Below are 26519 nucleotides of genomic sequence, written 5' to 3' on the forward strand. Positions count from 1 at the left end.
GAAATGCTGCATTTAGTTTAGACTGCAAAAACCCATAAAGGAGCCATCATGGACAGCATACTCGACCTACGCAGCGACACCGTTACCCAGCCCACACACGCGATGCGCGCAGCAATGGCCAATGCCATCGTTGGTGATGATTGCTATGGCGACGATCCAACGGTGATTGAGCTGGAACAACAAGCTGCGGCGAAACTTGGCAAAGCCGCTGCACTATTTGTACCGAGCGGCACGCTGGGCAATCAATTGGCGATTTTTACGAATTGCCAAGCCGGTGATGAAGTGATTTTGGGCGACGACTGCCATATTGTGTGCCACGAAGTGGGCGCGGCGGCGGTGATTAGCGGTGTGCAATTGCGTACGCTAGAAAGCAATAACGGCGCGCTGGATGCAGCAAAAATCCACAGTAAGATCCGCCACGGCATTGATATCCATGAGCCCAAAACCGGTTTGATTTGCATCGAAAACGCGCATTCGAATGGCCGCGTGATTCCGCTGGCGACGATGCAAGCCATTTGGCAAGTGGCACAAGCTGAAAACATACCGGTTCATTTAGACGGCGCGCGCGTATTTAACGCCGCCACGCATTTGAATGTCGACGTGCGCGAAATCACGCAATATTGCGATACGGTGATGTTTTGCCTGAGCAAAGGCTTAGCAGCGCCGATTGGCTCGATGTTGGCAGGCAGCGAAGCGTTTATTGCCAAAGCGCGCAAAAAACGCAAACTGCTCGGCGGTGCTCTGCGCCAAGTCGGCGTTTTAGCCGCACCCGGACTGCTTGCGCTGAACGACATGCCGCAGCGTTTGCTTGAAGATCACCAGAATGCACAAGAACTCGCCCGTCAGCTCGCCTGCATTGATGGCATTGAAATCGATCTAGATTCAGTACAAATTAATATGGTGTGGCTACGTTTTACACGCGACATCGACGTCGATGCCCTGATGCACGCACTGCACAACGCCGGTATCAAAGCCAATCCACCCGAACATGGCTGGATGCGATTGCTGACGCATTGGCAAATTAAGGCTTCCGATATCGCCCATATTGCGCGAACAATTCAAACTGAGATAGCACAGCAGTAACACAAAACACTAAGGTCAAAGCCATGCTAAAAGCATAAAATATGTGTAGTTTTACATCGCTGCAATACGTATTTGTTCACGGTTTCAGAAAATAATTTACATTAACCTTCACTCAACGCTTCTTAATAACTTGCTCTGATGTAATTGATACAAAAGCATATTGTTTTTTTGCGTTACTCAATAATTCGCTTATAGTAAACAGCGATTTCTATTTATGCATCTAAGGGGTTTATTTTATGAAAAAACGTTCAATTCTTGCAGCAGCCATCTTATCTCTAGCTAGCGTAACGGCAATCGCTGCAACGGCCAGCGCGCCAATGAAAGGCGAAGGTGGTAACGACAAAGCTACTGCACCAATGAAAGGCGAAGGCGGCAATGACAAAGCAGCTAAACCAATGAAAGGTGAAGGCGGTACCGCAAAAGCAGCTAAACCAATGAAAGGCGAAGGCGGCACTGCTAAAGCAGCTAAACCAATGCACGGCGAAGGTGGCAACGACAAAGCTACTGCACCCATGAAAGGTGAAGGCGGCAACGACAAAGCGACTGCCCCAATGAAAGGTGAAGGCGGTAACGACAAAGCTACTAAACCAATGAAAGGCGAAGGCGGCAACGACAAAGCTACTGCACCCATGAAAGGCGAAGGCGGCACTGCTAAAGCGGCTAAACCAATGAAAGGCGAAGGCGGCACAGCGAAAGCAGCTAAACCAATGAAAGGTGAAGGCGGCGACGATAAAGCAGTTGCACCAACGAAATAATAAAATTGAAAAATGCTGCGAAAATGACAAACTCTAGTTGCAGCATACTCATTTAAAGTAAAGGGTGGCCAAGTGCCACCCTTATTCTATTGGGAGTGGAAAATGCGAAATATCGTTCATTTTGTTTCAACAGCATTATTTTCTGCAACATTAAATGTCGCTTTCGCTGCACCGCAAGTGATTGTCACTTATACGCCACCTGTAGATGAAAACTTAAAACCCTACTATGAGTTTTTAAAATCACATAAAGCACTCGAATCAGCAGCAAAAACCGCCGAACTATTAAAGTGGCCAACGCCAATCACACTCGAAACCAAGCAGTGCGATGAAATAAATGCAATGTATGTACCTGGTGAAGCTCGCGTCATCATGTGCTACGAAATTTTTAAAGATTTAGTAGAAAAAGTTGAAGCACAACTAGGCCATCACGACCAAAACTATCGCAACGATATCAAAAAAAACGCGGCTATTTTTCTATTCCGGCATGAACTAAGTCATGCCATCTTTGATATTTTTAAAATTCCACTGATTGGCAACGAAGAAATAGCCGCAGATGCAGTGGCATTTCACTATTCACTAGAGCAAAAAAATATCGCAGAAGTCAAAAAAGTTTTGCAAGGCGCAAAGTTTTACTTCATGCGTAGAAATGAGAAGTTTGGCGAAGCAACACAGTATGATTTCGGCGCATTTTCCGATATCCATCCGTTATCTGAACAACGCTACTTTAATATGCTGTGCTACACCTACGCAAAATACCCTGAACAGGCCGAATTTCTGGTTAAACAGGAGTTATTGCCACAAGGACGTGCTGACTACTGCCCTCGCGAATGGACTCAACTACAAGATGGAGTCCACCGTTTAATTGGTCCTTACGTCTTAAAGCCAAAAAAATAATACGATCAACAGTGTAATATCGTTAACTATAAGAAAAAAGCCTCGACTTCTAGCGAAGAAGTCGAGGCTTTTTTATGGTTCTCAAGTCGTGATTCTAAAAATGATTACGAAGCATTATTGACCAATTGCACCAACTCCGCCTCACTCAATTCGCCAACGATTTTCTTCATCAAGCGGCCATCTTTACCCAAAATATAGGATGTTGGCGTCAGCTGTACTTCGCCGAAGGCTTTGGCGATTTCACCACTTTGGTCGTGCACCACTTCAAACGGCAATGGCACTTTGGCTAAATAATTCTGAATATATTCTGGATTGTCGTAGCTCATTGCCACGGCAATCGTCGCCAATTTATCCTTACCCAGCGCGTTCTGTGCTTTGACCAGGCCCGGCATTTCAGCCATACAACCCGAACAGCTGGTTGCCCAAAAATTGACCAACACCACTTTGCCTTTGAAATCATCAATTTTGATGTTTTTACCCGCCAGCGTGGTCATCGCTTGCGCGGTCGGCATGGGCGCTGCTTGACTGACATACAACCAAGCCGCTACGCCGACTGCGACCACCGCAGCCAAGGCGATTTTTATTCCTACTTGCATTACTGATGCCCCTCAAAATTTTCGCTACGATAACATACCCAATCCGAGGATGCAGCTGCATCAGGCTTTCAATTTGGTCACATTAAACATCAACATTTCATCTTTTAGATCTTGCACCACCAATTTAATCTCTAATGCATATTCAGTTGATTTTTGGATCAACTCATCATTCATCGAAGCCCCAGCAGAAACTTCATCCACTTGCTGACTAATCGCATCTGTCGATTGCGCCTGAGCACGAATGGACTGAGAAATTTCCCCCACCGTCGTCGCCACCCGACCTGAATAATCCGCAATTTTAGCAATCACCGTGCCGGTTTGGCTCGCCAAGGTCACATTCTCGCCCATGCCAATGACTAATTCATTCATGCTCAGCAGTGCTTTTTCTTTGCTTTCGGTAATTAAGGCAATCATCTGATTGATTTCCAATGTCGATGCGGCTGTTCGCTCCGCGAGTTTTCTCACCTCATCGGCCACCACGGCAAAACCACGTCCCTGCTCGCCCGCACGCGCGGCTTCAATCGCCGCATTGAGCGCTAGTAAATTAGTCTGCGCCGCAATGTCACCAATCACTTGTACGATGTCTTTGATTTTATCGCTGCGTTGCCCCAGTGTTTCCAAATCATTCGCTGTGCGACCGATGGTCGCGGCAGTGTGCTGCAAATCATTCACAGTGCGCTGCATCAATATCGCGCTATTGGCCGCCTCCGTAGCTGATTCACTGGATAAACGCGCGCCTTCGGCAGTGTTGTCGCTCACTGAGCCAAAACGCGTTTGCAAGGAACGAACCTCATCGGCGATTTGATTCGCCGCATTGGTTTGCGTCGAGGATTGCCGCGAGACCTGAAGTGTCAGGCCATTAAGATCTTCTAAATGCTGATGAATTTTCTCGGTGTCTTCTTGCAATTTACGCATCAAACGGCGAAAGCGCGTTTGCATATCCACCACAGATTCAAAAATCGGCGTGGTTTTACCGTCCATTTGAATTTGCGTCGCCAAATCACCTTGCGCCATCGTGCTGGATAACACCAAAATCCCCGCCGATTCAACAGCCTCTTGGCGCATTTTGATCGCAATAAAAATCAACACCATGGTTTCCATCACGACAAACAAGGCGTGCACGATCACCACCCAAAACTCTTTCACACTGGGATAAGCCCAAATGCCAACTTGATTGCGCTGTAAATAAAAAAACAGAATATGGTGAACGGCAATCAGTACCGCAGCCAGCAAAATCGGCTGCCAATCGCGGTAATAAATTAAAAAAGCCAGAAAACAAAAAATCGCAAAATGCATTTCCAGCATGCCGCGACTTTGATGAATAAAGAGCGCCGAAAAAAACATCAATGAAGCGGCCACAGAGAGCCGCACCAACAAATGCCCAGCAGGAAAGAAGCGATAAATCAAAAATGGCCCCAATGCCGCTGGCAAACCAATCAGCAAGGCCGCCCACCATGTATCGTACCAAGTCGCGAGCAAGAGAGAGGCCAGCCATAACACCGCCAGCAAAGGTTGCATCATTCGATCGACATCCGAGCGCAAGCTCATCAAATGACTTTGAATCGTAATCGTGGCTTGGGCAGGTTTAGTTAACATTTATTTCGCTCCTGTGCTGACATTGCTAAAACAAAAACTCGCTTCGGGCGTTGCTTGGGTCAGTAAATAAGTCGTCGCGACAAGGCAATAAATAAACCAGCAAAAAACCGCAGCAAACAGGCCCCATTTTGAAATAGGTTTAGGCGCCAGCACCTGCTGTGGCGTGTGTTTCAGAGCATGTTCCATCGCTTCACCCCACCCATTTTCAATTCAAAAACTGACTCATTCGCAGTGTAGTGCATGCATCCATAAAAACGCATGAACTTACAAAAATCAGCGCCAATCGGACGTACATCTAATAAATGTCCAGCAACTGCGCAAAACCAAGTGAACTTCAGCGCAGAAAAGTAAATCAAGCTCACTTCGCTACAGATCGACTGCTAAAGCCATAAAATATTGGTATATCTTTGTAGCTATTGATAGATAATACACAGGCGGCAATACCCTCTATTTTTATAAAAAAAACACCCTCTTCACTTAAGAAAATAATATTGAACTCCACTTGAAAAAAAGCACTCTCGCCCCTACTATTTAGCACTCAAGCCAGTCGAGTGCTAAATCAGTTCATAGTCCGAACTCACTCGCTAGCGAAATAATTTAAATTTGAAGTGCCAGTGCAAAAATTTTATGGCAAGGCAGCCAAGCCTAGGCAGTACATTGAGTACGACAAGGCAAGGCAACGATGCAAGAAAATTTTTGCTTAACTATTTAACGACTGTTCAATCCTCAGGAGTTTTACACCCATGAAAATTCGTCCATTACACGACCGTGTTGTTATCAAACGCGTAGAAGCTGAAGAAAAAACTGCATCTGGCATCTTGCTTGCAGGTAGCGCGGCAGAAAAACCAGATATGGGTGAAGTGGTTGCAGTGGGTACGGGCAAATTACTCGACAGCGGCGAAGTTCGCGCTTTGGCCTTGAAAGTTGGCGATAAAGTGATTTTCGGCAAGTACAGCGGCCAAACTGTGAAACTAGACGGTAACGAATTACTCGTTATGCGCGAAGAAGACATCATGGGCGTGGTTGAGGCTTAAGCTTCCCCGTGCATTGACGGTGGGTTCATCCCACCCTACATCATTTAATTTCATGAATTTGGAGATTTAAAAAATGGCTGCAAAAGAAGTAATCTTCGGCGATAGCGCCCGCGCAAAAATGGTTGCTGGTGTGAATGTTTTGGCAAACGCAGTAAAAGTAACCCTCGGCCCTAAAGGTCGCAATGTGGTACTTGAGCGTTCGTACGGCGCACCAACGATCACCAAAGACGGTGTTTCTGTTGCCAAAGAAATCGAATTGAAAGACAAATTCGAAAACATGGGCGCGCAAATGGTGAAAGAAGTGGCATCAAAAACTTCTGACATCGCGGGTGACGGCACCACAACTGCGACTGTATTGGCACAAGCCATCGTGCAAGAAGGCATGAAATACGTTGCTGCTGGCATGAACCCAATGGATTTGAAACGCGGTATCGACAAAGCTGTGATTACTTTGGTGGCTGAGCTGAAAAACATCTCTAAACCTTGTACGACTAGCAAAGAAATCGCGCAAGTTGGCTCAATTTCGGCTAACTCAGACGAAATCATCGGCGAAAAAATCGCTGCTGCGATGGAAAAAGTCGGTAAAGAAGGCGTGATCACCGTTGAAGACGGCACTGGCTTGGAAGATGAATTGGATGTCGTTGAAGGTATGCAGTTCGACCGTGGCTACTTGAGCCCGTACTTCATCAACAACCCAGAAAAACAAATCGCGCTGCTCGACAATCCATTCGTATTGTTGTTCGACAAAAAAATCAGCAATATCCGTGACTTGCTACCGGTATTGGAAGGCGTAGCAAAAGCTGGCCGTCCATTGTTGATCGTCGCAGAAGACGTTGATGGCGAAGCGCTGGCAACTTTGGTTGTGAACAACATCCGTGGCATCTTGAAAACTGTAGCCGTTAAAGCCCCAGGCTTTGGTGACCGTCGTAAAGCCATGCTCGAAGACATCGCGATCTTGACTGGCGGTACTGTGATCGCTGAAGAAGTGGGCTTGACGCTGGAAAAAGCTGAATTGTCGATGCTCGGCCAAGCTAAACGCATTGAAGTGGGTAAAGAAAACACCATCATCATCGACGGCGCAGGTCAAGAAGACGCAATCAAAGCGCGCGTAGCAACGATTCGCCAACAAGTTGAAGCTTCAACCAGTGACTACGACAAAGAAAAACTGCAAGAGCGCGTAGCCAAATTGGCTGGCGGCGTTGCGGTCATCAAAGTCGGCGCAGCAACTGAAGTTGAAATGAAAGAGAAAAAAGCCCGCGTTGAAGATGCATTACATGCAACTCGCGCAGCGGTTGAAGAAGGTATCGTTGCGGGTGGTGGCGTTGCATTGCTCCGCGCTCGCTCGACGATCACTGAATTGAAAGGCGCTAACGCTGATCAAGACGCGGGTATCAAAATCGTATTGCGTGCAATCGAAGCGCCATTGCGTCAAATCGTACAAAATGCAGGCGACGAGCCAAGTGTTGTTGTGGCTAAAGTATTGGAAGGCAAAGGCAACTTTGGTTACAACGCGGCCACTGGCGAATACGGCGATATGGTTGAAATGGGTGTTCTCGATCCAGCTAAAGTTACGCGCTCTGCATTGCAACACGCCGCTTCGGTTGCGGGCTTGTTGTTGACCACCGATTGCATGATCGCTGACCTGCCAAAAGACGACGGCCCTAGCATGCCAGATATGGGCGGCATGGGTGGTATGGGCGGCATGGGTATGTAATTCCAATGATGAAATTCAAACCTGACTTTGTCGGCATCACCTTGCCGTGCTAGAGCACTGCCTGCGGTTCGCCTTCGCGTCATCTTTGATTCATCACTGGAATAGACCAAGCCAAAACATCGGCTTTCCCGCAAAAAAAAACGCCACCGATTCGGTGGCGTTTTTTTATATCAAATCAATAAATTGCTTTTGCCTAAGGTATACAAGGTAAATTCAATTGCCTGCTCCACCCCCATCCTGTAAGCTTTACATCGCCGCTTGAGGCCGTAAATAATAAATCTGAACGAGTGGACCCGCTGTGAATTCGCAACTCCTTAATTTACTCAATGGTGATGCAACGCTCTACCCGCATCGCTTAGAAGAGCTGCATCCACGCGTGCTGGAAATGATTATTGCGTCTTGTGGCAGTACCGAATTTGATAGCTATTTACGCACTTTGATTCTCGATGATCGCGGTGGTCGGCAAGGATTCTGCTCGGAAGTCATTTCTGAAATTTTCGCCCTGATTCAAGCCTATGAGCAAAGACAGCTTGGCTACTCCGATGATGAAAAAGACATCTGGGGCCATGTTAAACAAGCTCGTGAACACCTAGAACAAAGCGGCATTACGTTTAATAAAGAAGGTTTTTTTTCCGCAGCCGAGCGCGGTGAAACACTGAAATTAGTGCTGTTTTTAAAAGCCGGTATGCAAATCAATACCATCGACAACCATGGAAAAACACCGCTCATTTGGGCTTCGTCATTTGGCCAACTGCCCTGTGTCGGCTTATTGCTCGCCAATCAAGCACATACTGAAATCAAAGATTCAGGCGGTTATACCGCATTACATTGGGCTGCTGCCAATGGCCATGCTGAAGTCATTAGCCTCCTGCTGGAACATGGTGCCGATGCCAATAGCGTCAGTAAAACCGGCCGAACACCGCTAATTCAAGCCGCTGCGCGTGGCCAGCGTGATGCATTAATGACGCTGATGGAAGCGGGTGCAAAAATTAATCAGCAAGATGAGGAAGGCGAAACCGCGCTACACAAAGCGCTGCATCAAGGCCATGTGCACGTTTCGCAGGCGCTGATTAATCACCATGCCGATGTCGACCTCACAAATAAAGCGCAGCACAACGCCTATTCCATAGGCTTGCAACATAATAATTTAGCGATTCGTAAATTGCTGAGTGAAAAACGCTTTATCAGCGGTAAATAAAAAACCATTCCAAGTGCGCTTGAGCACAGATTAATTTCTGCGGCTTGAAAGCTTATTTTTTCAGCATCAAACGAATATCCCGCCGCGCTTCAGCCTGCACCCAACGTATCACCGCGTCTTCATCTTGCGGCACCAAAGGTTCGACCTCCAGCGACTTACCATCTGCTGTCATCGCCACCATCGTGAAATAGCAACTATTGGTATGCCGCTCAGTTTGCTCGCGAATATTTTCCGCCACCACGCGAATGCCAATCTCCATCGACGTTCGGCCGGTGTAATTCACACAGGCCAAAAAATGCACCAACTCGCCGACAAAAATAGGCTGCTTAAACGTCACTTGATCGACTGAAAGCGTCACCGCATACGCGCCTGCGTAACGGCTAGCACAGGCGTAAGCCACTTGATCGAGCTGCTTAAGCAACGCGCCACCATGTACCTTGCCAGAAAAATTGGCCATATCCGGCGTCATTAACACCGTCATATTCAATTGATATTTGGGTAAATCATGCATGTATTATCTCCATAGGGTATTTGACTGTAGCCCACGTTAAATAAGTTCTACAATTAAATACCACATAAAAAAACGGAGCCATTGGCTCCGTTTTTAAATTCAGAAAAAATCAAACGCCAGCGTTATGCGCCTGCTGATCTGCATGATAACTCGATCTAACCATTGCGCCCACCGCGGCATGTTTAAAGCCTAGCTCATACGCGCGATTTTCAAAGACTTTGAATTGGTCTGGATGCACATAGCGCAGTACTGGCAAATGGCCGTTCGATGGCTGCAAATACTGGCCAATCGTGATCATATCAATGTCGTGCGCGCGCATGTCTTCCATGACTTGGAACACTTCTTCATCCGTTTCGCCAAGACCCACCATAATGCCGGACTTGGTGTTTACGTGCGGATAAAGGCGTTTGAATTCTTTGAGCAAGTCGAGCGAATGCTGGTAATCCGAACCCGGACGCGCTTGTTTATACAGGCGTGGCGCAGTTTCCAGATTGTGGTTCAGCACATCCGGCAAAGCTTCTTTAAAGATCGACAGCGCAATCTCCATGCGGCCACGGAAATCCGGCACCAGCACTTCGATTTGCGTTGCAGGGCTCAATTCACGCGTTTTCTGGATGCATTCCGCAAAGTGCGTCGCACCGCCGTCGCGCAAATCATCACGATCCACTGACGTAATCACCACGTATTTGAGTTTCAGCGCAGCAATGGTTTCGCCCAAATGGCGCGGTTCATTTTCATCGAGCGGATTCGGGCGGCCATGGCCGACGTCACAGAACGGGCAACGACGCGTACAGATGTCCCCCATAATCATGAAGGTCGCAGTACCCTTGCCAAAACATTCGCCGATATTCGGGCAAGAGGCTTCTTCGCACACGGTATGCAGCTTTTGCTCGCGCAAAATTTCTTTGATTTCGTAGAAACGGCTGTTATGGCTCGCCGCTTGCACGCGTATCCATTCTGGTTTTTTTAGCTTGGTTTCAAGCTGCACGATTTTAATTGGGATACGCGCCGTTTTCGCTTCGCCTTTCAGCTTCACACCGATTTCTTTTGAGGCTGGCTTAGTGACGGGCTTAACGATTAGCGTTTCCGCTGCAACTTCTTTGATTTGATCTGTCATATCGTCCGAATCAACCCCCTATTTAAACGGGATGTGATTGATTTGTTGAAGAATTTTGTCTGCCATTTTACCGAACAAATCAGCGGGTGTCTTGTTAATGCCAAGATCGCTCATCCGCGTCACTTGCAAACCTTGGTAACCACAAGGATTAATCAAAGCAAATGGCGCTAAATCCATGCTGACATTGAGAGCGAGGCCGTGATAACAACAGCCATTTTTAATCCGCAAACCCAAGCTAGCGATTTTGGCTTCAAATTCACCTAACTCAGTTTTTCGATGTATATACACGCCAGGAGCATCTACCTTGCCATAGGCGGTGATACCCTCATCAGCGAGTACACCAATGACGCTGTCTTCGAGCAGTCGAACTAAATCTCGCACGCCCAATTTGTGTCGGCGTAAATCCAGTAAGAGATAGGCAACCAATTGCCCCGGGCCGTGATAGGTCACCTGCCCGCCGCGATCAATTTGGACAATCGGAATCTCGCTGCTTTGCAGAATATGTTCCGGTTTACCGGCCAGCCCTTGCGTAAACACCGGCGGATGCTCCAACAACCAGAGTTCATCCGGCGTCGTTGCATCGCGTGCCACAGTAAACGCTTGCATCGCTTCAAACGTCGGCAAATATTCAACTTGCCCCAGCTGCTTGACGATCACATCCGCCTTTACATGCGTATTCAAATCAGTCGTCACATCAGTCACTTAAAGCACCATACGCACCATCGGATGCGCGCGCAGGGCAGCATCAAGGGCGTGAACTTGTTCGATATTGGCAAAGGTAATCATTAAGGTCAGCGCGTGATAATTGCCGCTACTGGATGCACGGTGTTCAATCAGCGCTTCGGTAAAATCAACAATATGCACTTGCGTTAACGCTAAAACTTCAGCAGCAAATTCAGTATGTGTAATGCTTTTGTGGCTGACCGCCTTCACTGGAATCAACACCGGAAACGTCACTAAATCTTCGAGTTTTTGACTCGGAATATCGGTAAAACCCGCCATAATTACTTACTCCAATCCACGGCGCATCACCGCCGTTTTAAATTCTTGATAAAAACCCAACATTTTCTTATATATGGGGCCAACTTGGCCATTTCCTACTGCCTGCCCGTCCAACAATACAATCGCCAGAATTTCTTTCGATGATGACGTTAACCAGACTTCATCGGCTTGCCGCAGCATCGCCTCTGTCACCTCGCCCAACTGCAAAGGCAATCCATTATGCCGCGCTAGTTCAATCAGCAAATCATAGGTGATTCCCGTTAGCATCAATGGCGATGGTGCTGGCGCATAAATTACACCGTTTTTGACGATAAAAATATTGCTGGCAGCGCCTTCAATCAACAAGCCATCGCGCAACAAAATCGTTTCCGCCACGCCCGCATCAGCGGCCTGCTGCTTTGCCAAGACATTCGCGAGTAATGAAATCGCCTTAATATTACAGCGCAGCCAGCGAATATCATTCGTCGTGATCGCACTCACGCCTTGCTGCACTAGATCGCTAGCTGGTGGATCAAGTACATCGGCGAACATAAAAACCGTTGGCGTCACGATAGCGGGAAAAGCATGATTGCGCGGATACGCTGGACCACGCGACACTTGCACATATACCGATTGATCAGCAAAACTTTGCTGTGCGACTAAAGCGCCAATAATCTCACGCCATTGCGCTAGCCCATAAGGATTTGGGATGCGCAGCTCGGCGAGATTGTGTTCCAGCCTCGCCAAATGTTCATCCAAGCGAAAAATAAATCGATCGTACACCGGAATCATCTCATACACGCCGTCGCCGAACAAAAAGCCACGATCCAGCACCGAGATTTGTAGCTGATCTAAAGGCGCAAACTGACCATTTAAATACGCTATCAAATGAGGTAATTGCATGATTTCCCTCCTGAAATAAGAACGAACTGATGCAGAAAAGGCGCCAGATAAGCCATTGTAAAACGACAGAATAAATGGCGCTTGGAAAGTCAGTGCTTCTCAGTCTATACTAAACACGCAATTTCAAACGAACGTTTTAAAAGGTGAGTATATGAGTGATTTATTGAGTCGTTTCAAAGCCGCGCAAGATGAAGTAGTGAACCTAAACGACGCGCCAAATGTACAAACCAAGCTACGCTTATATGCGCTCTACAAGCAAGGCAGCGAAGGTGATGTCAGCGGCGATCGCCCTTCGGCGATTCAATTTGTTGCGCAGGCCAAATATGATGCGTGGGCCAAGTTGGTCGGCACCAGCAGTGAAGCGGCAATGAATGGGTATGTTGATTTAGTTGAAGAACTAAAAGCCAACGACGCCTAATAGAGCGTTGAAAAACGGTTGCGAGACTCAAAATCTGCGCTACAAAATGGCTCAAAATCCTCGCTTACTCGCTGTAAACTACGGTTTTTCGCCATTTTTTGCCTTGTCTTTGAGTCACTCGCCACTTTTCAATGGACGATAAAGCAGTGCTCCCTCCCCTCACTGCGGTAGGATTAGCACCTTTTTTTGCTCTTGCATCAGCTGGAACTGCGCCGCTGCAATCGGGCGACTAAAGAAATAACCCTGAATTGAATCCGTACCAGCAGAACACAAAAACTCTAGCTGTGGCTGAGTTTCAACGCCTTCAGCCAAGACCGACATCCCTAGCGTTTTGCCCAAACCAATAATCGCCATCACAATCGCTGCATCATTTGGGTCAGTACTAATATCGCGAACAAAGCTTTGATCTACTTTCAGCTTATCAAATGCAAAGCGTTTCAAATATGCCAAACTTGAATAGCCCGTTCCAAAATCATCCAAAGACAATTTCACTCCCAAACGCTTGATGCCTTGCAAAGTGAGCATCACTTGTTCGACTTCTTGCATCACCACCGATTCAGTCACTTCAATTTCTAAATACTTCGCCGCCAGCCCTGCATCATCTAATGCATGTTGAATCAACTCCAACAAATTGGCCTGATGCAATTGCAATGGCGACATATTCACTGCAATCGTAATTGGCGCTAAACCAGTTTGCTGCCATTGTGCCGCCAAGCGGCAAGCTTCTTGCATCACCCAATTACCAATCGGCACAATTAAACGTGACTCTTCTGCAATCGGAATAAATTTAATGGGCGAAATTAAACCTTGCTCGGGGTGATTCCAACGAATTAATGCCTCTGCTCCCAAAATACAGCCAGTACTTAAACTCACTTGCGGCTGGAAATAAAGCTCAAATTCATTATTGTCCAGTGCTTTACGCATACTAGTTTCTAAAATTAAACGCTCTGAAGCGCGAGCATTCATATCGGCGGTGAAATACTGATAATTATTGCGGCCATTGGCTTTGGCTTGATACATCGCAACGTCAGCATTCTTAATCAATACATCTGGATCACGGCCATCATCGGGAAAAACACTAATCCCAATTGACGTCGACGTAGCGAAATTACCTGCCTCCAGAGAGAATGAGTCATGAAATGAAGATAAAATACGATCGGCAATATTACCCGCAACTAAAGGATTGGGTAAATCGGCCAATACCAGCACAAATTCATCGCCACCTAAACGCGATAAAATATCTTGTTTACCGACAATTTGCCGCAAACGGCCTGCAACTTGTGCCAAGACCATATCACCCGCTGAATGACCTAATGAATCATTAATCGTTTTAAAGCGATCCAAATCTAAAAATAATACCGCCAATTGCGTGCTGTGTTTTTCGGCATTCGCCAATGCCAAGCGTAATTCATCACGCAATAAATTACGATTCGCTAAACCAGTCACCGTATCAAAATTAGCTAATTCAGTAATTCGATCTTGTGCTTCTTTACGCTCAGTAATATCAGTCATTGTGCCGATTAAGCGACTTGGCTTACCACGCGAATCAAAATCAACAAACTTACCGCGTGTTTGAAACCAGCGGAAATCACCGAGTTTAATTTTACGGCGAAATTCAACAGCAAATTGTGCCGAATTACCAACGTAATAATCACGATAAGCAGAAACTGCTTGTTCTCTATCGGTAGGATGAAGCTGGTCTTTCCACTTATCAAAAGTTTCAACCAATTCACCCGGCTGATAACCCAATAATCTATCGTACTCGGGGCTCGTAATTGCAGTGCGGCGGCCATCGAGTGGCATATCAAACAAGCCAGTGCTTGAGGCCTCTAATGCCAAACGAAGCTGTTGCTCTGATTTAACAATCGCTTCTTCTTGCATTCGGCGCTCAGAAATATCCCGAACTACGGCACAATTATATTCTTGACCCTTAAATAAAATATAATTGGAATGCACTTCACATGGGAACTCCTCACCAGTGCGTGTTTTTAAAATAATTTCGTCAAATAAATGCCGATGCTGGCGCAATAAGCTCCAGAATTTAGGCCAACTTTCAGGTTTGAAATTAGGATTAATATCGCGAAAACGCATCGCCAATAAGTCTTGCTCGGAATAGCCAAAACGATGACAGGTTGTCGCATTAATATAACGAATATGGCCTGCAGGATCGAGCCAAATCGCCATATCTGCGCCATTCTCAATTGCTACCTTAGTGAGATATAAGTCAGCCTCGGTTCTTTCTAAACGGCGCAATTGCCGCAACACATAAAATAATAAAGCTGAACCACCCAATAAAAGCGTCATAGCCATACCGATGGTAATAAATGTTTCTTTCCACCACGGTGCTAATACATCATCTCGGTTTACGCCAACAGAGACGCCTAATGGCCAACCTTCAACACGCCGCCAACCATAAATTCGCGTAATATTATCGACTTTGCTAGTTTCATAAAAAACACCGCTTTCTGTACCACTAGAAACTCGCTCAAAGAATTCTTTATGCGAAATATCACGGCCAATTTCGTCATCCAAACGCGGATAACGCGCCAATGAAATACCATCATCACGAAATAAACGAATTACTACGTCGCGATTATTGCTAATTGAGGTATAAAATTTTTGGAAATACTCTGGATTTAATCCCGCAATAATTACACCAGAGAAATTAGCTTTCTTATCCAATACACCCGTCACAAAAGGAATAATAGATTCTGTTCCTGTTGGATCATATTGTTGTTCAGCAATATAGAAAGGTGCTTGCGGGCGAGAACGCGCCACGCGGAAATATTGCGTATTCGATAAATTATGCGGTTTGATTGGATAGAGTAAACTTGAAGCGGCTAAATCACCATTTTCATAAGCTAAACCCATACTACTGAGCTGCGAATAGCGGCCCACAAAACGCAGCATATAAGCGTGCAAACACGCCGCGTCTTGAACCTGAACACAAGATTGAAAAACTTCATCTTGCTCAATTGTATTGAGCGCCGACATTGTGCCTTCCATCGTACGGCCAACATGCTCTTCAAACGTGCGCGCCAGCAAGAGCATTTCTTGCTCAGCTTTGGCTAAAGTGGCTTGATAGCTACGCCATGTCGAAACGCTTTGAATCACTAAAGCGGCGACAAACACACAAATGAATAAAAATACGAGGACTTTACGAATCCAGCCAAAAGAATCACCCGATTCTTCGTGATGCTGATTAGAAAGGTTATTTGACACGCAGTCTTTCTCTTATGATCGATGAAGTTGGCTTTCCCAACGTTTGGGATTGTCCTTTATTCTGAAGGTAAAAACACCAACTACCCTCATTTAGTGATTTTTTTCCAAAAGATTGCTGCACTAATTGGACAGTATAGTGCGGCAATCTTTTTTATAAAGCAAAGCGGTGCTTCCAATCAATATTAGTACTTTTCAATATTTAATCTAAGGCCAACCTCGATGCACTAAGGCAAAGAAGCAGCTTTCTCTTTACAAAAATCCAAGCAATATTGATGATATTTTCAGACAGCATCAGCCAGAGGCAATAGCGCACGATTTATTCAAACGATACGCCGCTCCACCACAAAAAAACCGCCAAATCTGGCGGTCTTTTTAACTTCATCGAATCGACTTATTTGCTTGTTGTTGACGCATTATTGCGGCTACGCTCATCCAGATTGATGGGCTCTTTATCCCATAACAGCGCACGACCATCGATTTGGCCTTGTTTGAGTTCTGGATCTTTTGCCAAAACACCTTCGATAAATTTCGTGTATTCAGAAACATAACAATTGTCTTTGCCGAACATGATGCTCTCCTAGATTCTAATTTATTGCGCATTATAACCGATGCGGCGCAAAGCCGATGCCGCGCTTGGCAGCAAACGTTTTAAAACTGCTGATTCACGACAGCTATGCCACCGAAAAAATACCCTCGGAGTACAAAATCATTCGACAATAAGGTCGTTGTACTTCAAGCCGTTTTAAGCTGAACATGCAAGTAATACACACGCGATGATTGCATTTCAGCACTGCATACTAGTTTAATATGTATTGACATGTAGCCATTAAAAATAAAAGCCTACATAGCAATACCCTTAGAAAAACTACGCCATCGCCTCTTCTAACACTTCAATAAACCGCGCATTCTCAGCTGGCAAGCCAATCGACACACGCAGGCTGTTAGCCATGCCGTAGCCCGCGAGTGGCCGCACAATCACGCCGCGCTCGAGCATAAATTGATTGAGCATTTTGGCGTCGCCGCAATGGAAAGTCACAAAATTCCCGCTCGACTCAATAAAACCCAAATCAAGACGGCGCAGTGCGTCGGTGATTTGTTGCATGCCTTCGTTATTCACGCGTACCGATGCTTGCAGGAATTCCAAATCATCCAGCGCCGCGCAGGCTGCGGCTTGCGCGAGGCTATTCACATTGAATGCTTGGCGCACGCGGTTCAGCATATCGATGATGTCGCTGCTGGCCAGCGCAAAACCAACGCGCAAACCGGCTAAACCGTAGGCTTTGGAGAATGTCCGCACCACGATCAGGTTCGGAAACTGTTTTAACCAAGCTATCGAATCACTGCGTTTGGCTGCCGGTAAAAACTCGGTATAAGCTTCATCCAAAACGACAATCACATTTTTAGGGCACAGCTCCAAAAATTCAATCAAATCACCTGGCCGCGCCAAAGTGCCGGTTGGATTATTCGGATTCGCGATCCAAACGATTTTGGTCGTTGCGGTAATCGCCGCGCGCATTGCATCTAGATCGTGGCCGTAATCAACAGCCTTCACGCAAATCCCAGTCGCGCCCATCGCTTGCGTTGCGAGTGGATACACAGCAAACGCGTATTCGGAATACACCGCCGAATCACCCGCTTGCAAAAACGCGTGCGAAATCAATTCCAGCACATCGTTTGAGCCATTACCCAATACAATTTGATTGAGTTCAACTGAAAATTTCTGTGCTATTTTGGCTTTCAGCTCAAAGCCATTGCCATCGGGATAACGCGCCAATTCAGCGATTTCTTGCTCTACCGCTGCACGGGCTTTTGGCCCCATACCGAGCGGATTTTCATTCGATGCCAATTTAACGATATCGGCTGGATTTAAACCCATTTCGCGCGCCAATTCAGATACCGGTTTACCCGGTTGATACGGCGCAATCGCGCGAATGTATTCGGGAGCAAGGGAAGTCAGTGACATAAGACGAAATCCTGAGTTTGCTGCTAGAGCAACGTTTTAAGAATGAGTTAAACGATTGAGTATTTTGACGAGACGCAAACTGGCGGCGAGCTGGAATCGTGCCAGTTGCTGCACGTTTGATTCAACCAGCACTTCAAATCCATGCCGGATATAAAAGCGCAGCGCGGCGGTGTTGCAGCTATCCACATCCACGTGCAAGCTGGCGTAGCCCGCTTCACGGGCGGCGTAGCAGACTTGCGCCAGCATTCGATCACCCAGTTTGCGATTGCGATAGTCTTCGTGAACGGCGATGGTGCGCAAATACCATGCATTTTTAGGCACATGCGGAAATAAAAAATCGAGCTGATATTGGCGCTCGCGCAAAATCCCAACGTCCAATGCAAGGGTACCGACCTCAAAGTCATCACTCATCTGCAGTTGCGCGCCATACCCTGCTGAATAATGAAAGACTACAGCGATCAGCTCATCATCGCCATTGCGCAGCACTTGCGCATTACGATAGCTATAACTACCCGCATCACACTGCCAAAGCTGCGCCAAATTGACTAAGACCAATTCAGGCGGCAAAGCAAACCAATAGTCGTAAAAAGGGGCGTCGGACTGATAAATCAGTGCCGCCGCCCGCTTCGCATCACTAGCGAGTGCTAGACCTAAGTTTTCCACCACTCACCTGCGCTGCTAGACGGTTTTTGCTGCAAAAGCGCCAGCAAATCATGTGATTCATTGGCGCAAAGTAATTTGGCCGCATCACTCTCTTTTACAAAACCTTCATTCACCGCTTGCGCGACCATGGCGCGGAGCGGTACAAAATAATCGGCGGTATTCAGCAGGCCAACTGGTTTTTCATGCAGACCGATTTGACCCCAAGTCAAAATTTCAAATAATTCGTCAAACGTACCAAAACCACCCGGCATGGCGATAAAGCCATCGGCCAATTCAGCCATACGTGCCTTGCGGGTATGCATCGAATCGACAACTTCCAATTGACTGCAAGCGCCATACCCCAGCTCACGCTCAACCATAAATTGCGGAATGACGCCAATCACTTTGCCACCGGCATCAAGGCAGGCTTCAGCGACTGCGCCCATCAAACCAACATGCCCGCCACCATAAACGAGCGTTACCTCGCGCTCGGCCAGCTCGCGACCCAATTTTTGCGCCGCGTGGCGATAGATTTCTTTGGTGCCAAAGCGTGAACCGCAAAATACAACAACTGATTTCATTGAGTTTTCCACATTTTAGAGTGCTGATTTTTAGTCCACGAAAAACACGAAAGGCACGAAATAAACCCAAAAAGCAAAACAACACTTAATTCACTTTGCATTCCGCAGGTGGGCGCAAAGAACGGATTCACTAATAAAGAAGTGTTTGCCGTTTTTCGTGCCTTTCGTGCTTTTCGTGGACTCCCGTTTTAAAGCTGTTGCTTTACACCCCAGCAAAGCCATTAAACGGTGTGAACATCACAATTAAATGACAGCTTGCGGATACGAGCCTAAAACCTTCACAAATGCTGCAACGTCTTGCAATTCCTTCAGCGCAGTTTGCAAATGGGCATCCTCGACAAAGCCATCCACATCCGCAAAAAACACGTATTCCCACAGACCCGTTCGGCTTGGCCGCGATTCAAATTTACTCATCGACACGCCATTGCGCGCCAGCGGTTCAACCAAAGCGTGCAAAGCGCCGGGACGATTCGGTGCTGAAATCACCAAAGACGTTTTGTCTTTACCCGAACGCGCTGCATTTTGGTAACCCAGCACGAGGAAACGCGTCGTATTATTCGGCTCGTCTTCGATATTTTCAGCCAGTTTATTCAAGCCAAATTTTTCTGCCGCCGAATCACCGGCAATCGCCGCGCTCGTTGGATCTAGGCTAGCCAAACGCGCCGCTTCGGCATTGCTCGCCACGGAAATTCGCTCGACAGTATCTGGTAAATTTTTATTCAACCATTCGTGGCATTGCGCCAAGCTTTGCGCATGTGAATACACCCGTTTTACACCATTCAAACCTTCGCTGGCGCGCAAAAAATGATGATGAATTCGCAGTACCACTTCGCCGCACACTTGCAAGGGCGTCGTCACCATCAAATCTAAAGTTCGGCCTACTGCGCCTTCGGTCGAGTTTTCGACTGGTGCAACGACATAATCTGCACCGCGCGCTTCAACCACGCGAAATGCTTCATCAATCGACGCACAGGCATGTGTTGCTGCTGCATGACCAAAATGCTTGATTGCCGCAGCTTGGCTAAACGTGCCTTCTGGCCCCAAAAACGCAATCGTTAACGGGCGTTCCAGCGCCAAACACGCCGACATAATTTCACGGAATAAACGCGCACAGGTTTCACCGGACAAGGGGCCAGGATTGAGTTCTTTAATCCGCGTCAGCACTTGCGCTTCGCGCTCAGGGCGATACACCACCCCGCCGCCCTTGATTTCACCAATCGTACGCGCGTGCTCCGCGCGTTGATTAATCAGCTGCAACACTTGCTGGTCGATGGCATCAATCGCATCGCGATGCTGTTTTAACAAATCATCAGACATGAATAAGCTCAATTATTGGGTTTGAATAAGGCAGCGTCGACAATCGACCAAAGATGAATAATCCAGCCCATTAGAATCCACCATAACACCGCGGCAGAGATAAACATCAGCGCAGCTTTGAGCACGCGCCCTTGTAGCAACTGCCCTAAGCCAGGAATGAAAAAACTCGCCAGTGCGGCAATGACATTGCCGCCAGATCCTTGTCCCGCCATGATCTTAACCTTTTGTCCGTGCAAATTCGTTCATATAGTCAGCCAGCACTTGGCAGCCTTGCAGCGACATCGCGTTATAAATCGACGCGCGCATGCCGCCGACCGAGCGATGACCTTTGAGCTGCAATAAATGCCGCGCTTCAGCGCCAGCAAGGAATTCTTTATCCAAGTTGCTATCAGCCAGCGTAAATGGAATATTCATCCGTGAGCGATTCGCTGCTGCCGTTGGGCAATGATAAAAGCCGTTCGATGCATCAATGGCCGAATAAATCACATTGGCTTTGGCGATGTTTTTTTGCTCCATCGCCGCCAAACCACCTTGCTTCAACACATATTTAAAAATGAGGCCGGCAACATAAATTCCAAACGACGGTGGCGTGTTGTACATCGAGCCATTATCAGCATAGGTTTTGTAGTTCAACATCGTAGGTGTATCGCTGCGCGCCTTACCCAGCAAGTCCTCACGAACAATACTCATTGCCACGCCGGATGGTCCCATATTTTTTTGGGCGCCAGCATAGATCATGCCGAACTGGTTCACGTTCACTGGACGCGACAAAATATTACTCGACATATCGCAAATCAGTGGCACGCCGTTCGATTCTGGAATGTGGTTGAACTCGACGCCGCCAATGGTTTCATTACTGCAATAGTGCAAAAACGCCGCATCGGGCGTGCGCTGCCAAGTGGCTTCATCCGGCACATAACTGAAGTTTTTATCTTCGCTGCTCGCGGCAATATTCACATTGGCATAGCGGCTCACTTCTTTGATTGCCACTTTGGACCAATGCCCGGTATTCACAAAATCAATCGTGCTATCCGCTTGCGCAAAATTGAGCGGCAACATCGCAAATTGCAAATGCGCGCCACCTTGCAAAAACAGCACTTTGTAATTTTCAGGAATGGCCATCAAAGTGCGCAAATCGGCTTCAGCTTCAGCCAAGATTTGACCAAATTCAGGTCCGCGATGGCTCATTTCCATCACACTCATGCCTGAACCATGCCAATCGAGCAACTCGGCTTGCACTTGTTGCAATACTTCCAATGGCAAAACGGCGGGGCCTGAGGAAAAATTAAATACTTGAGTCATGGGCTATCTCGAAAAAACATGATGCTTAAAAATAGTAGAAGCAAGCCGAGCTGCGAAGCAAGACAACGCCGTCTCCTACGATAAAACTGAAATTAACTTAATAAGAAATGCGCGCGGGCGGTGGCGACGGGTTGGGTTTCATCGTCTTGCCATGCCGTCATCAACACATTGGCGACGCGTTTACCTTGGCGAACGATTTCACAGCGCGCATGTAAATCCAAAGCACGAGCTGAGCGCAGGTAATCAATCGAAAAATCGACAATACGCGGAATGCCGCTGGATTCTTGCGCCCACATCAGATGCAACACGGCGGCGTTTTCTAAAAAGCCACCAATCACACCGCCATGAATCGCTGGCAATAAGACATTACCAATATTGTGTTCAGCAAACGGCAAATAAAATTGTGGCTGGCCATGACGCTCAATCGCTTGAATCCCTAGCAATTTTGCATAGGGTATTTTACCCAAGGCCTCGTTGATACTAGCAAAGCAAGCAATACCCTCGGCCATTATGCAGACTCCTTGGTCGATGCCATCCGTGCAAATGTAGAGACAGAATGCGCAACTGGCTTATCAGGATCGGCTTGATACGCCGTGGCGCGCATAAATGCAATCGACTCGGTCAAGCGATAACATTCGGCGGTGCAATAGAGGGGTAAATCAGGCTTAGCGGGGCGCAGGTAATCGATGCGCAAATCCAGCGTCGCTGCGGCTTCAGGCTGATCGAGCAAGGTATAGAGCGAAATGCCGCTGGCAGTGTCAATCAATGAAGTGACGACGCCGCCATGCAAAACGCGCGTTTCGGGGTTGCCGATCAGCGCGTCTTTAAATGGCAATTTCAGCGTGACTTTACCGCGTCCTGCGGTGACCAATTCCAAGCCCAAAGTTTTGCAATGCGGCAGCGCCATAAACCACGGCGCTACTTGGGCAAAAAAATCAGGGTGTGCAACTGGTAACCACAGTCCGCTGCTCATATTCGCCTTTACTCTTCGCTAGGGGTTTCGTCGGCGGCTGCATCAGGAATGATAGCCGCATCATTGACTGCTACGCCTGCTTCAGCACCTTCTTCAGCGATGACTTCAGCTTCGTCAACTTCTGGCTCGTCGACTTCGGCGACTTTTTGTAGTCCCGACAGATGCTCGCCGTCATCCAGATTAATCAGACGTACACCTTGTGCTGAACGACCCGTTTCACGAATTTGATTCACTTTGGTGCGAATCAACACGCCACCGGTAGTAATCAACATCACGTCGTCAGATTCTTCAACCAAACTGGCTGCAACGAGTTTCAGGCCGGTTTTATCCGTCAAGTCCATCGCGATCACGCCTTGCGTGCCACGGCTGGTATGGCGGAAATCGCCGACTGGCGTGCGCTTGCCGTAACCGCCATCGCTGGCCGTCAACACCATTTGCTCATCCGAATTAGCCACCAGCAATGAAATCACTTTCTGCCCTTCGGCCAATTTCATACCGCGCACACCGGCAGCAGTACGACCCATCGCACGAACATCATCTTCAGCGAAACGTACTGATTTACCCGCATCAGAGAACAACATCACTTGATCAGTACCATTGGTGAGCGCAACGCCAACCAGATAATTACCTTCATCCAAATTAATCGCAATGATACCGTTGCGTTTAGGACGAGAGAAATCAGCCAATGAGGTTTTCTTCACCGTGCCATCCGCCGTCGCCATAAAGATGTAATGATCTTCAACGAACTCTGCAACTGGCAATACCGCATTGATTTTCTCACCCTCTTCCAGCGGCAATAAATTCACAATCGGTTTACCACGACTGGTACGGCCACCTTGTGGCAATTCATACACTTTCAGCCAGTAAACACGACCACGCGAGCTAAAGCACAGGATGTAATTGTGCGTATTTGCAACAAACAAACTATCGATAAAGTCGTCGTCTTTAGTGGCTGCCGCTTGCTTACCGCGACCGCCACGTTTTTGCGAGCGATATTCTTCGACCGGCGTGGCTTTCATATAGCCGCCATGTGTCAACGTTACGACCATGTCTTGCGGTGTGATCAAGTCTTCAAGACACAGGTCTTCACCATGCGCGATGATTTCTGAACGACGCGCATCACCATAGTTCGCTTTAACTTCGAGCATTTCATTACGGATGATTTCTGTGACGCGTTCATCTCTGGCCAAGATATCGAGCAAGTCGAGAATTTTCTCAACGATCTCTTTATATTCAGCAATGATTTTGTCTTGCTCAAGGCCGGTCAAACGTTGCAAACGCAATTCCAAAATCGCTTGGGCTTGCACATCAGAAAGGCGATAACCCTCATCTGATAAACCGTAGCAATCAAGCAAACCTTCTGGACGCGATGCGTTCGCATCAGCACGGGCGAGCATTTCACCCACCAAACCTGATTTCCAAACTCGGCTCATCAAGCCGATTTTCGCTTCAGCAGGCGTTGGCGCCGCTTTAATCATCGCAATGATTTCATCGACGTTCGACAATGCAACGGCCAAACCTTCGAGTACATGGCCACGGTCACGCGCTTTACGCAGTTCAAACACCGTCCGGCGCGTGACAACTTCGCGGCGATGTTTCAAGAAGCACTCTAAGACTTGTTTCAGATTCAACAGGCGCGGCTGGCCATCGACCAAAGCCACCATATTGATACCGAAGCTGTCTTGTAACTGTGTGTGCTTATAGAGATTATTCAGAACCACGTCGGCCATTTCGCCGCGTTTCAGTTCAATCGCCACGCGCATACCGGATTTATCCGATTCATCGCGTAGATCAGAAATCCCTTCGATGGTTTTCTCACGCACCAATTCAGCAATACGCTCGAGCAAGCGCGCTTTATTCACTTGGTACGGCAATTCATCGACGATAATCGCTTGGCGATCACCATTTTTACCACACTCTTCAAAGTGGGTACGCGCGCGCATTACGACACGACCACGGCCAGTGCGATAGCCTTCACGCACACCATGAATGCCGTAAATAATACCGGCGGTTGGGAAATCAGGCGCAGGGATGTAGTCGATCAATTCATCAATCGTCAGCTCGCTATTATCTAATAGCGCCAAGCTGGCATCGATCACTTCATTGATATTGTGCGGCGGAATATTCGTCGCCATACCCACGGCGATCCCTGACGATCCGTTCACTAATAAGTTAGGAATCCGCGTCGGCAATACCGTTGGTTCGAGCTCTTTTTCATCGTAGTTGGGTGTGAAATCGACGGTTTCTTTGTCGATATCAGCCAGCAACTCACTCGAAATTTTTTGTAAACGGCACTCGGTATAACGGTAAGCCGCAGCGCGGTCACCGTCGATAGAACCAAAGTTACCTTGACCATCGATCAAGGTGTAACGCAGCGAAAAGCCTTGCGCCATCCGTACCAAAGCTTCATATGCAGCAGAATCGCCATGTGGGTGGTATTTACCCAACACATCACCGATGACACGCGCGCATTTGACGTAAGGACGATTCCAAACATTACTACTTTCATGCATCGCAAATAAAATACGGCGGTGTACGGGTTTCAAACCATCGCGTACGTCAGGCAGAGCGCGTCCTACGATAACGCTCATGGCGTAATCTAAGTAGGAGTGACGCATTTCCTCTTCGAGGCTGACGGGGATCGTTTCTTTGGCAAAGCTGAATTGTTCGAGCATTGATAAGGCCGGTGAGTGAAAAACAGAGGGACTATCAAAGCCAGTACTGAAATGGATTCAGACTAGCGGACGTTACGGTAATTTTGAAACTTTGTTACAAATAACACTAACGAGTCACATTTAACTATTCTATAGTGATGGTGAAGTTTACCACGCAGAAGCATTCGAACCAATTTTTGCGTATATCGGTGAATCAAGGAGTTGTACAATGTTACAATTCCTTTAAGTTGTTACTGCACTAGCTTTTTATTTGCGTCATATTTGCCTAAGACAGTAGAATACGCCTTGGGACATATTTAGTGTTTATGTAACGCCCAGTAAGTTACATTCATTTTGATTTTATAAACGGGGAATACACATGCTGACAATCAAGCAAACTCTGACATCATTCGCTATCGTTGCTGCTTTTGCTGCAGCTGGCGCTCAAGCTGCTACAGAGATCTACGTAACAAACGGCACTAACGTTTCAGAAGCCAACCCAGAAGGCGCGGTTAAAATTTCTGACGGCACTTGTGTTCAAACAGGTTCTTGGAATGCAGAAGCAGCGAAAAGCGTTAAAGGTTGCCAAGGTTATGTAGCTCCTTCTACTCCTGCTGTTGTTGCTCCAAAACCAGCCGTTGTTGTTCCAGCTCCTGCTAAAACTTCTAAGAAATTTGAATTGAAATCAGACGCTTTGTTTGCTTTCAACAAATCTGATCTTAAACCAGCTGGTAAAGATGCTTTGGATGCGTTGTATGTTGAAGTTCAAGGCATGAACCCAACTGATGGCGTTGCTGCTGTTGTTGGTTTCACTGACCGTATCGGTTCAGCTAAATTCAACCAAGCATTGTCTGAGCGTCGTGCTAACACAGTACGTGATTACCTAATCAGCAAAGGTGCACCAGCTGACAAAGTAACTGCAGAAGGCCGTGGTATGGCTGATCCAGTAACTGGCGACACTTGCAAAAACGTGAAACCACGCGCTAAATTGATCGAATGCTTGGCTCCAGATCGTCGCGTTGAAGTAACTGTTTCTGGTACTGCAGTCGTTATCAAAAACTAATT

General features: G+C 47.3%; 26 protein-coding genes. 8 read left to right on the top strand and 18 right to left on the bottom strand.

Annotation, left to right across the window (positions count from 1 at the left end; translation table 11 throughout):
• The first annotated feature begins 48 nt into the window (after positions 1-48).
• The 3 genes from Q320_RS0112830 (at position 49) to Q320_RS0112840 (ending at position 2732) form a co-directional block, all read left to right on the top strand.
• Positions 49-1083, top strand: coding sequence for a threonine aldolase family protein (locus tag Q320_RS0112830; protein WP_027469333.1), 1035 nt, complete (start codon positions 49-51; stop codon positions 1081-1083).
• Between the two features lie 236 nt (positions 1084-1319).
• Positions 1320-1838 (top strand): hypothetical protein, encoded by a 519-nt coding sequence (locus Q320_RS0112835; RefSeq protein ID WP_027469334.1) that lies wholly within the window; start codon positions 1320-1322, stop codon positions 1836-1838.
• Positions 1839-1940: 102 nt separating this feature from the next.
• The gene (locus tag Q320_RS0112840; RefSeq protein ID WP_027469335.1) at positions 1941-2732 is read left to right on the top strand and encodes a DUF4344 domain-containing metallopeptidase; all 792 of its coding nucleotides are present in this window, start codon (positions 1941-1943) and stop codon (positions 2730-2732) included.
• 104 nt (positions 2733-2836) lie between these two features.
• On the opposite strand, the gene Q320_RS0112845 is transcribed toward Q320_RS0112840, so the two are convergent.
• The gene (locus tag Q320_RS0112845; protein ID WP_027469336.1) at positions 2837-3328 is read right to left on the bottom strand and encodes a TlpA disulfide reductase family protein; all 492 of its coding nucleotides are present in this window, start codon (positions 3326-3328) and stop codon (positions 2837-2839) included.
• Between the two features lie 60 nt (positions 3329-3388).
• A complete protein-coding gene (locus tag Q320_RS0112850) occupies positions 3389-4924 on the bottom strand; it encodes a methyl-accepting chemotaxis protein (protein ID WP_027469337.1) in 1536 nt (511 codons plus the stop codon).
• 743 nt (positions 4925-5667) lie between these two features.
• Between Q320_RS0112850 and Q320_RS0112860 the strand changes: the two genes are divergently transcribed.
• The 3 genes from Q320_RS0112860 (at position 5668) to Q320_RS20940 (ending at position 8870) form a co-directional block, all read left to right on the top strand.
• Complete coding sequence (locus Q320_RS0112860; protein WP_027469339.1) at positions 5668-5958, top strand: co-chaperone GroES; 291 nt, start codon at positions 5668-5670, stop codon at positions 5956-5958.
• 73 nt (positions 5959-6031) lie between these two features.
• Positions 6032-7672 carry a chaperonin GroEL gene (gene groL / locus Q320_RS0112865; protein WP_027469340.1) on the top strand — a complete coding sequence of 547 codons (1641 nt, stop codon included), beginning with the start codon at positions 6032-6034 and terminating at the stop codon, positions 7670-7672.
• Between the two features lie 298 nt (positions 7673-7970).
• Complete coding sequence (locus Q320_RS20940; protein ID WP_051534725.1) at positions 7971-8870, top strand: ankyrin repeat domain-containing protein; 900 nt, start codon at positions 7971-7973, stop codon at positions 8868-8870.
• Between the two features lie 52 nt (positions 8871-8922).
• Here the strand turns inward: Q320_RS20940 and Q320_RS0112875 are convergent, their stop codons facing one another.
• From Q320_RS0112875 to Q320_RS0112895, 5 genes are all read right to left on the bottom strand, one after another.
• Positions 8923-9381 carry an acyl-CoA thioesterase gene (locus Q320_RS0112875; RefSeq protein WP_027469341.1) on the bottom strand — a complete coding sequence of 153 codons (459 nt, stop codon included), beginning with the start codon at positions 9379-9381 and terminating at the stop codon, positions 8923-8925.
• A 109-nt stretch (positions 9382-9490) separates the two neighbouring features.
• On the bottom strand, positions 9491-10498 hold the full coding sequence (gene lipA / locus Q320_RS0112880) for a lipoyl synthase (RefSeq protein WP_027469342.1): 1008 nt from the start codon (positions 10496-10498) through the stop codon (positions 9491-9493).
• Positions 10499-10516: 18 nt separating this feature from the next.
• Positions 10517-11155 carry a lipoyl(octanoyl) transferase LipB gene (lipB, locus tag Q320_RS0112885; protein ID WP_027469343.1) on the bottom strand — a complete coding sequence of 213 codons (639 nt, stop codon included), beginning with the start codon at positions 11153-11155 and terminating at the stop codon, positions 10517-10519.
• A 45-nt stretch (positions 11156-11200) separates the two neighbouring features.
• Positions 11201-11500: a YbeD family protein gene (locus Q320_RS0112890; RefSeq protein ID WP_035853716.1), complete on the bottom strand. Its 300-nt coding sequence runs from the start codon at positions 11498-11500 to the stop codon at positions 11201-11203.
• A 6-nt stretch (positions 11501-11506) separates the two neighbouring features.
• The gene (locus Q320_RS0112895) at positions 11507-12382 is read right to left on the bottom strand and encodes a D-amino acid aminotransferase (RefSeq protein ID WP_027469345.1); all 876 of its coding nucleotides are present in this window, start codon (positions 12380-12382) and stop codon (positions 11507-11509) included.
• A 151-nt stretch (positions 12383-12533) separates the two neighbouring features.
• Between Q320_RS0112895 and Q320_RS0112900 the strand changes: the two genes are divergently transcribed.
• Entirely contained in the window at positions 12534-12800 is a 267-nt protein-coding gene (locus Q320_RS0112900; protein WP_027469346.1) for an acyl-CoA-binding protein, read from the top strand.
• Between the two features lie 159 nt (positions 12801-12959).
• On the opposite strand, the gene Q320_RS20945 is transcribed toward Q320_RS0112900, so the two are convergent.
• The 11 genes from Q320_RS20945 to gyrA form a co-directional block, all read right to left on the bottom strand.
• On the bottom strand, positions 12960-16022 hold the full coding sequence (locus tag Q320_RS20945; RefSeq protein WP_051534726.1) for a bifunctional diguanylate cyclase/phosphodiesterase: 3063 nt from the start codon (positions 16020-16022) through the stop codon (positions 12960-12962).
• A 391-nt stretch (positions 16023-16413) separates the two neighbouring features.
• Complete coding sequence (locus tag Q320_RS21370; protein WP_211251231.1) at positions 16414-16590, bottom strand: DUF3460 family protein; 177 nt, start codon at positions 16588-16590, stop codon at positions 16414-16416.
• Between the two features lie 297 nt (positions 16591-16887).
• Positions 16888-17985 carry a histidinol-phosphate transaminase gene (gene hisC / locus Q320_RS0112920; RefSeq protein ID WP_027469348.1) on the bottom strand — a complete coding sequence of 366 codons (1098 nt, stop codon included), beginning with the start codon at positions 17983-17985 and terminating at the stop codon, positions 16888-16890.
• A 36-nt stretch (positions 17986-18021) separates the two neighbouring features.
• Positions 18022-18648, bottom strand: a complete 627-nt coding sequence (locus Q320_RS20950) for a GNAT family N-acetyltransferase (protein WP_156939065.1) — start codon at positions 18646-18648, stop codon at positions 18022-18024.
• Positions 18636-19208: an LOG family protein gene (locus Q320_RS0112930; RefSeq protein ID WP_027469349.1), complete on the bottom strand. Its 573-nt coding sequence runs from the start codon at positions 19206-19208 to the stop codon at positions 18636-18638. The genes Q320_RS20950 and Q320_RS0112930 overlap by 13 nt, the downstream gene beginning before the upstream one ends.
• 243 nt (positions 19209-19451) lie before the next feature.
• Entirely contained in the window at positions 19452-20525 is a 1074-nt protein-coding gene (gene pheA / locus Q320_RS0112935; protein ID WP_027469350.1) for a prephenate dehydratase, read from the bottom strand.
• Positions 20526-20533: 8 nt separating this feature from the next.
• On the bottom strand, positions 20534-20737 hold the full coding sequence (locus tag Q320_RS0112940; protein ID WP_027469351.1) for a DUF6677 family protein: 204 nt from the start codon (positions 20735-20737) through the stop codon (positions 20534-20536).
• Between the two features lie 4 nt (positions 20738-20741).
• Positions 20742-21827: a 3-phosphoserine/phosphohydroxythreonine transaminase gene (gene serC / locus Q320_RS0112945; RefSeq protein WP_027469352.1), complete on the bottom strand. Its 1086-nt coding sequence runs from the start codon at positions 21825-21827 to the stop codon at positions 20742-20744.
• 92 nt (positions 21828-21919) lie between these two features.
• Positions 21920-22336: a PaaI family thioesterase gene (locus Q320_RS0112950; protein ID WP_027469353.1), complete on the bottom strand. Its 417-nt coding sequence runs from the start codon at positions 22334-22336 to the stop codon at positions 21920-21922.
• Positions 22336-22800 carry a PaaI family thioesterase gene (locus tag Q320_RS0112955; protein ID WP_027469354.1) on the bottom strand — a complete coding sequence of 155 codons (465 nt, stop codon included), beginning with the start codon at positions 22798-22800 and terminating at the stop codon, positions 22336-22338. The genes Q320_RS0112950 and Q320_RS0112955 overlap by 1 nt, the downstream gene beginning before the upstream one ends.
• An 8-nt stretch (positions 22801-22808) precedes the next feature.
• The gene (gyrA, locus tag Q320_RS0112960; protein WP_027469355.1) at positions 22809-25475 is read right to left on the bottom strand and encodes a DNA gyrase subunit A; all 2667 of its coding nucleotides are present in this window, start codon (positions 25473-25475) and stop codon (positions 22809-22811) included.
• 358 nt (positions 25476-25833) lie between these two features.
• On the opposite strand from gyrA, the gene Q320_RS0112965 reads away from it, so the two are divergent.
• Positions 25834-26517, top strand: coding sequence for an OmpA family protein (locus Q320_RS0112965; protein WP_027469356.1), 684 nt, complete (start codon positions 25834-25836; stop codon positions 26515-26517).
• Positions 26518-26519: the final 2 nt, after the last annotated feature.

Source organism: Deefgea rivuli DSM 18356 (assembly GCF_000620145.1).
Classification (GTDB): Bacteria; Pseudomonadota; Gammaproteobacteria; order Burkholderiales; family Chitinibacteraceae; genus Deefgea; species Deefgea rivuli.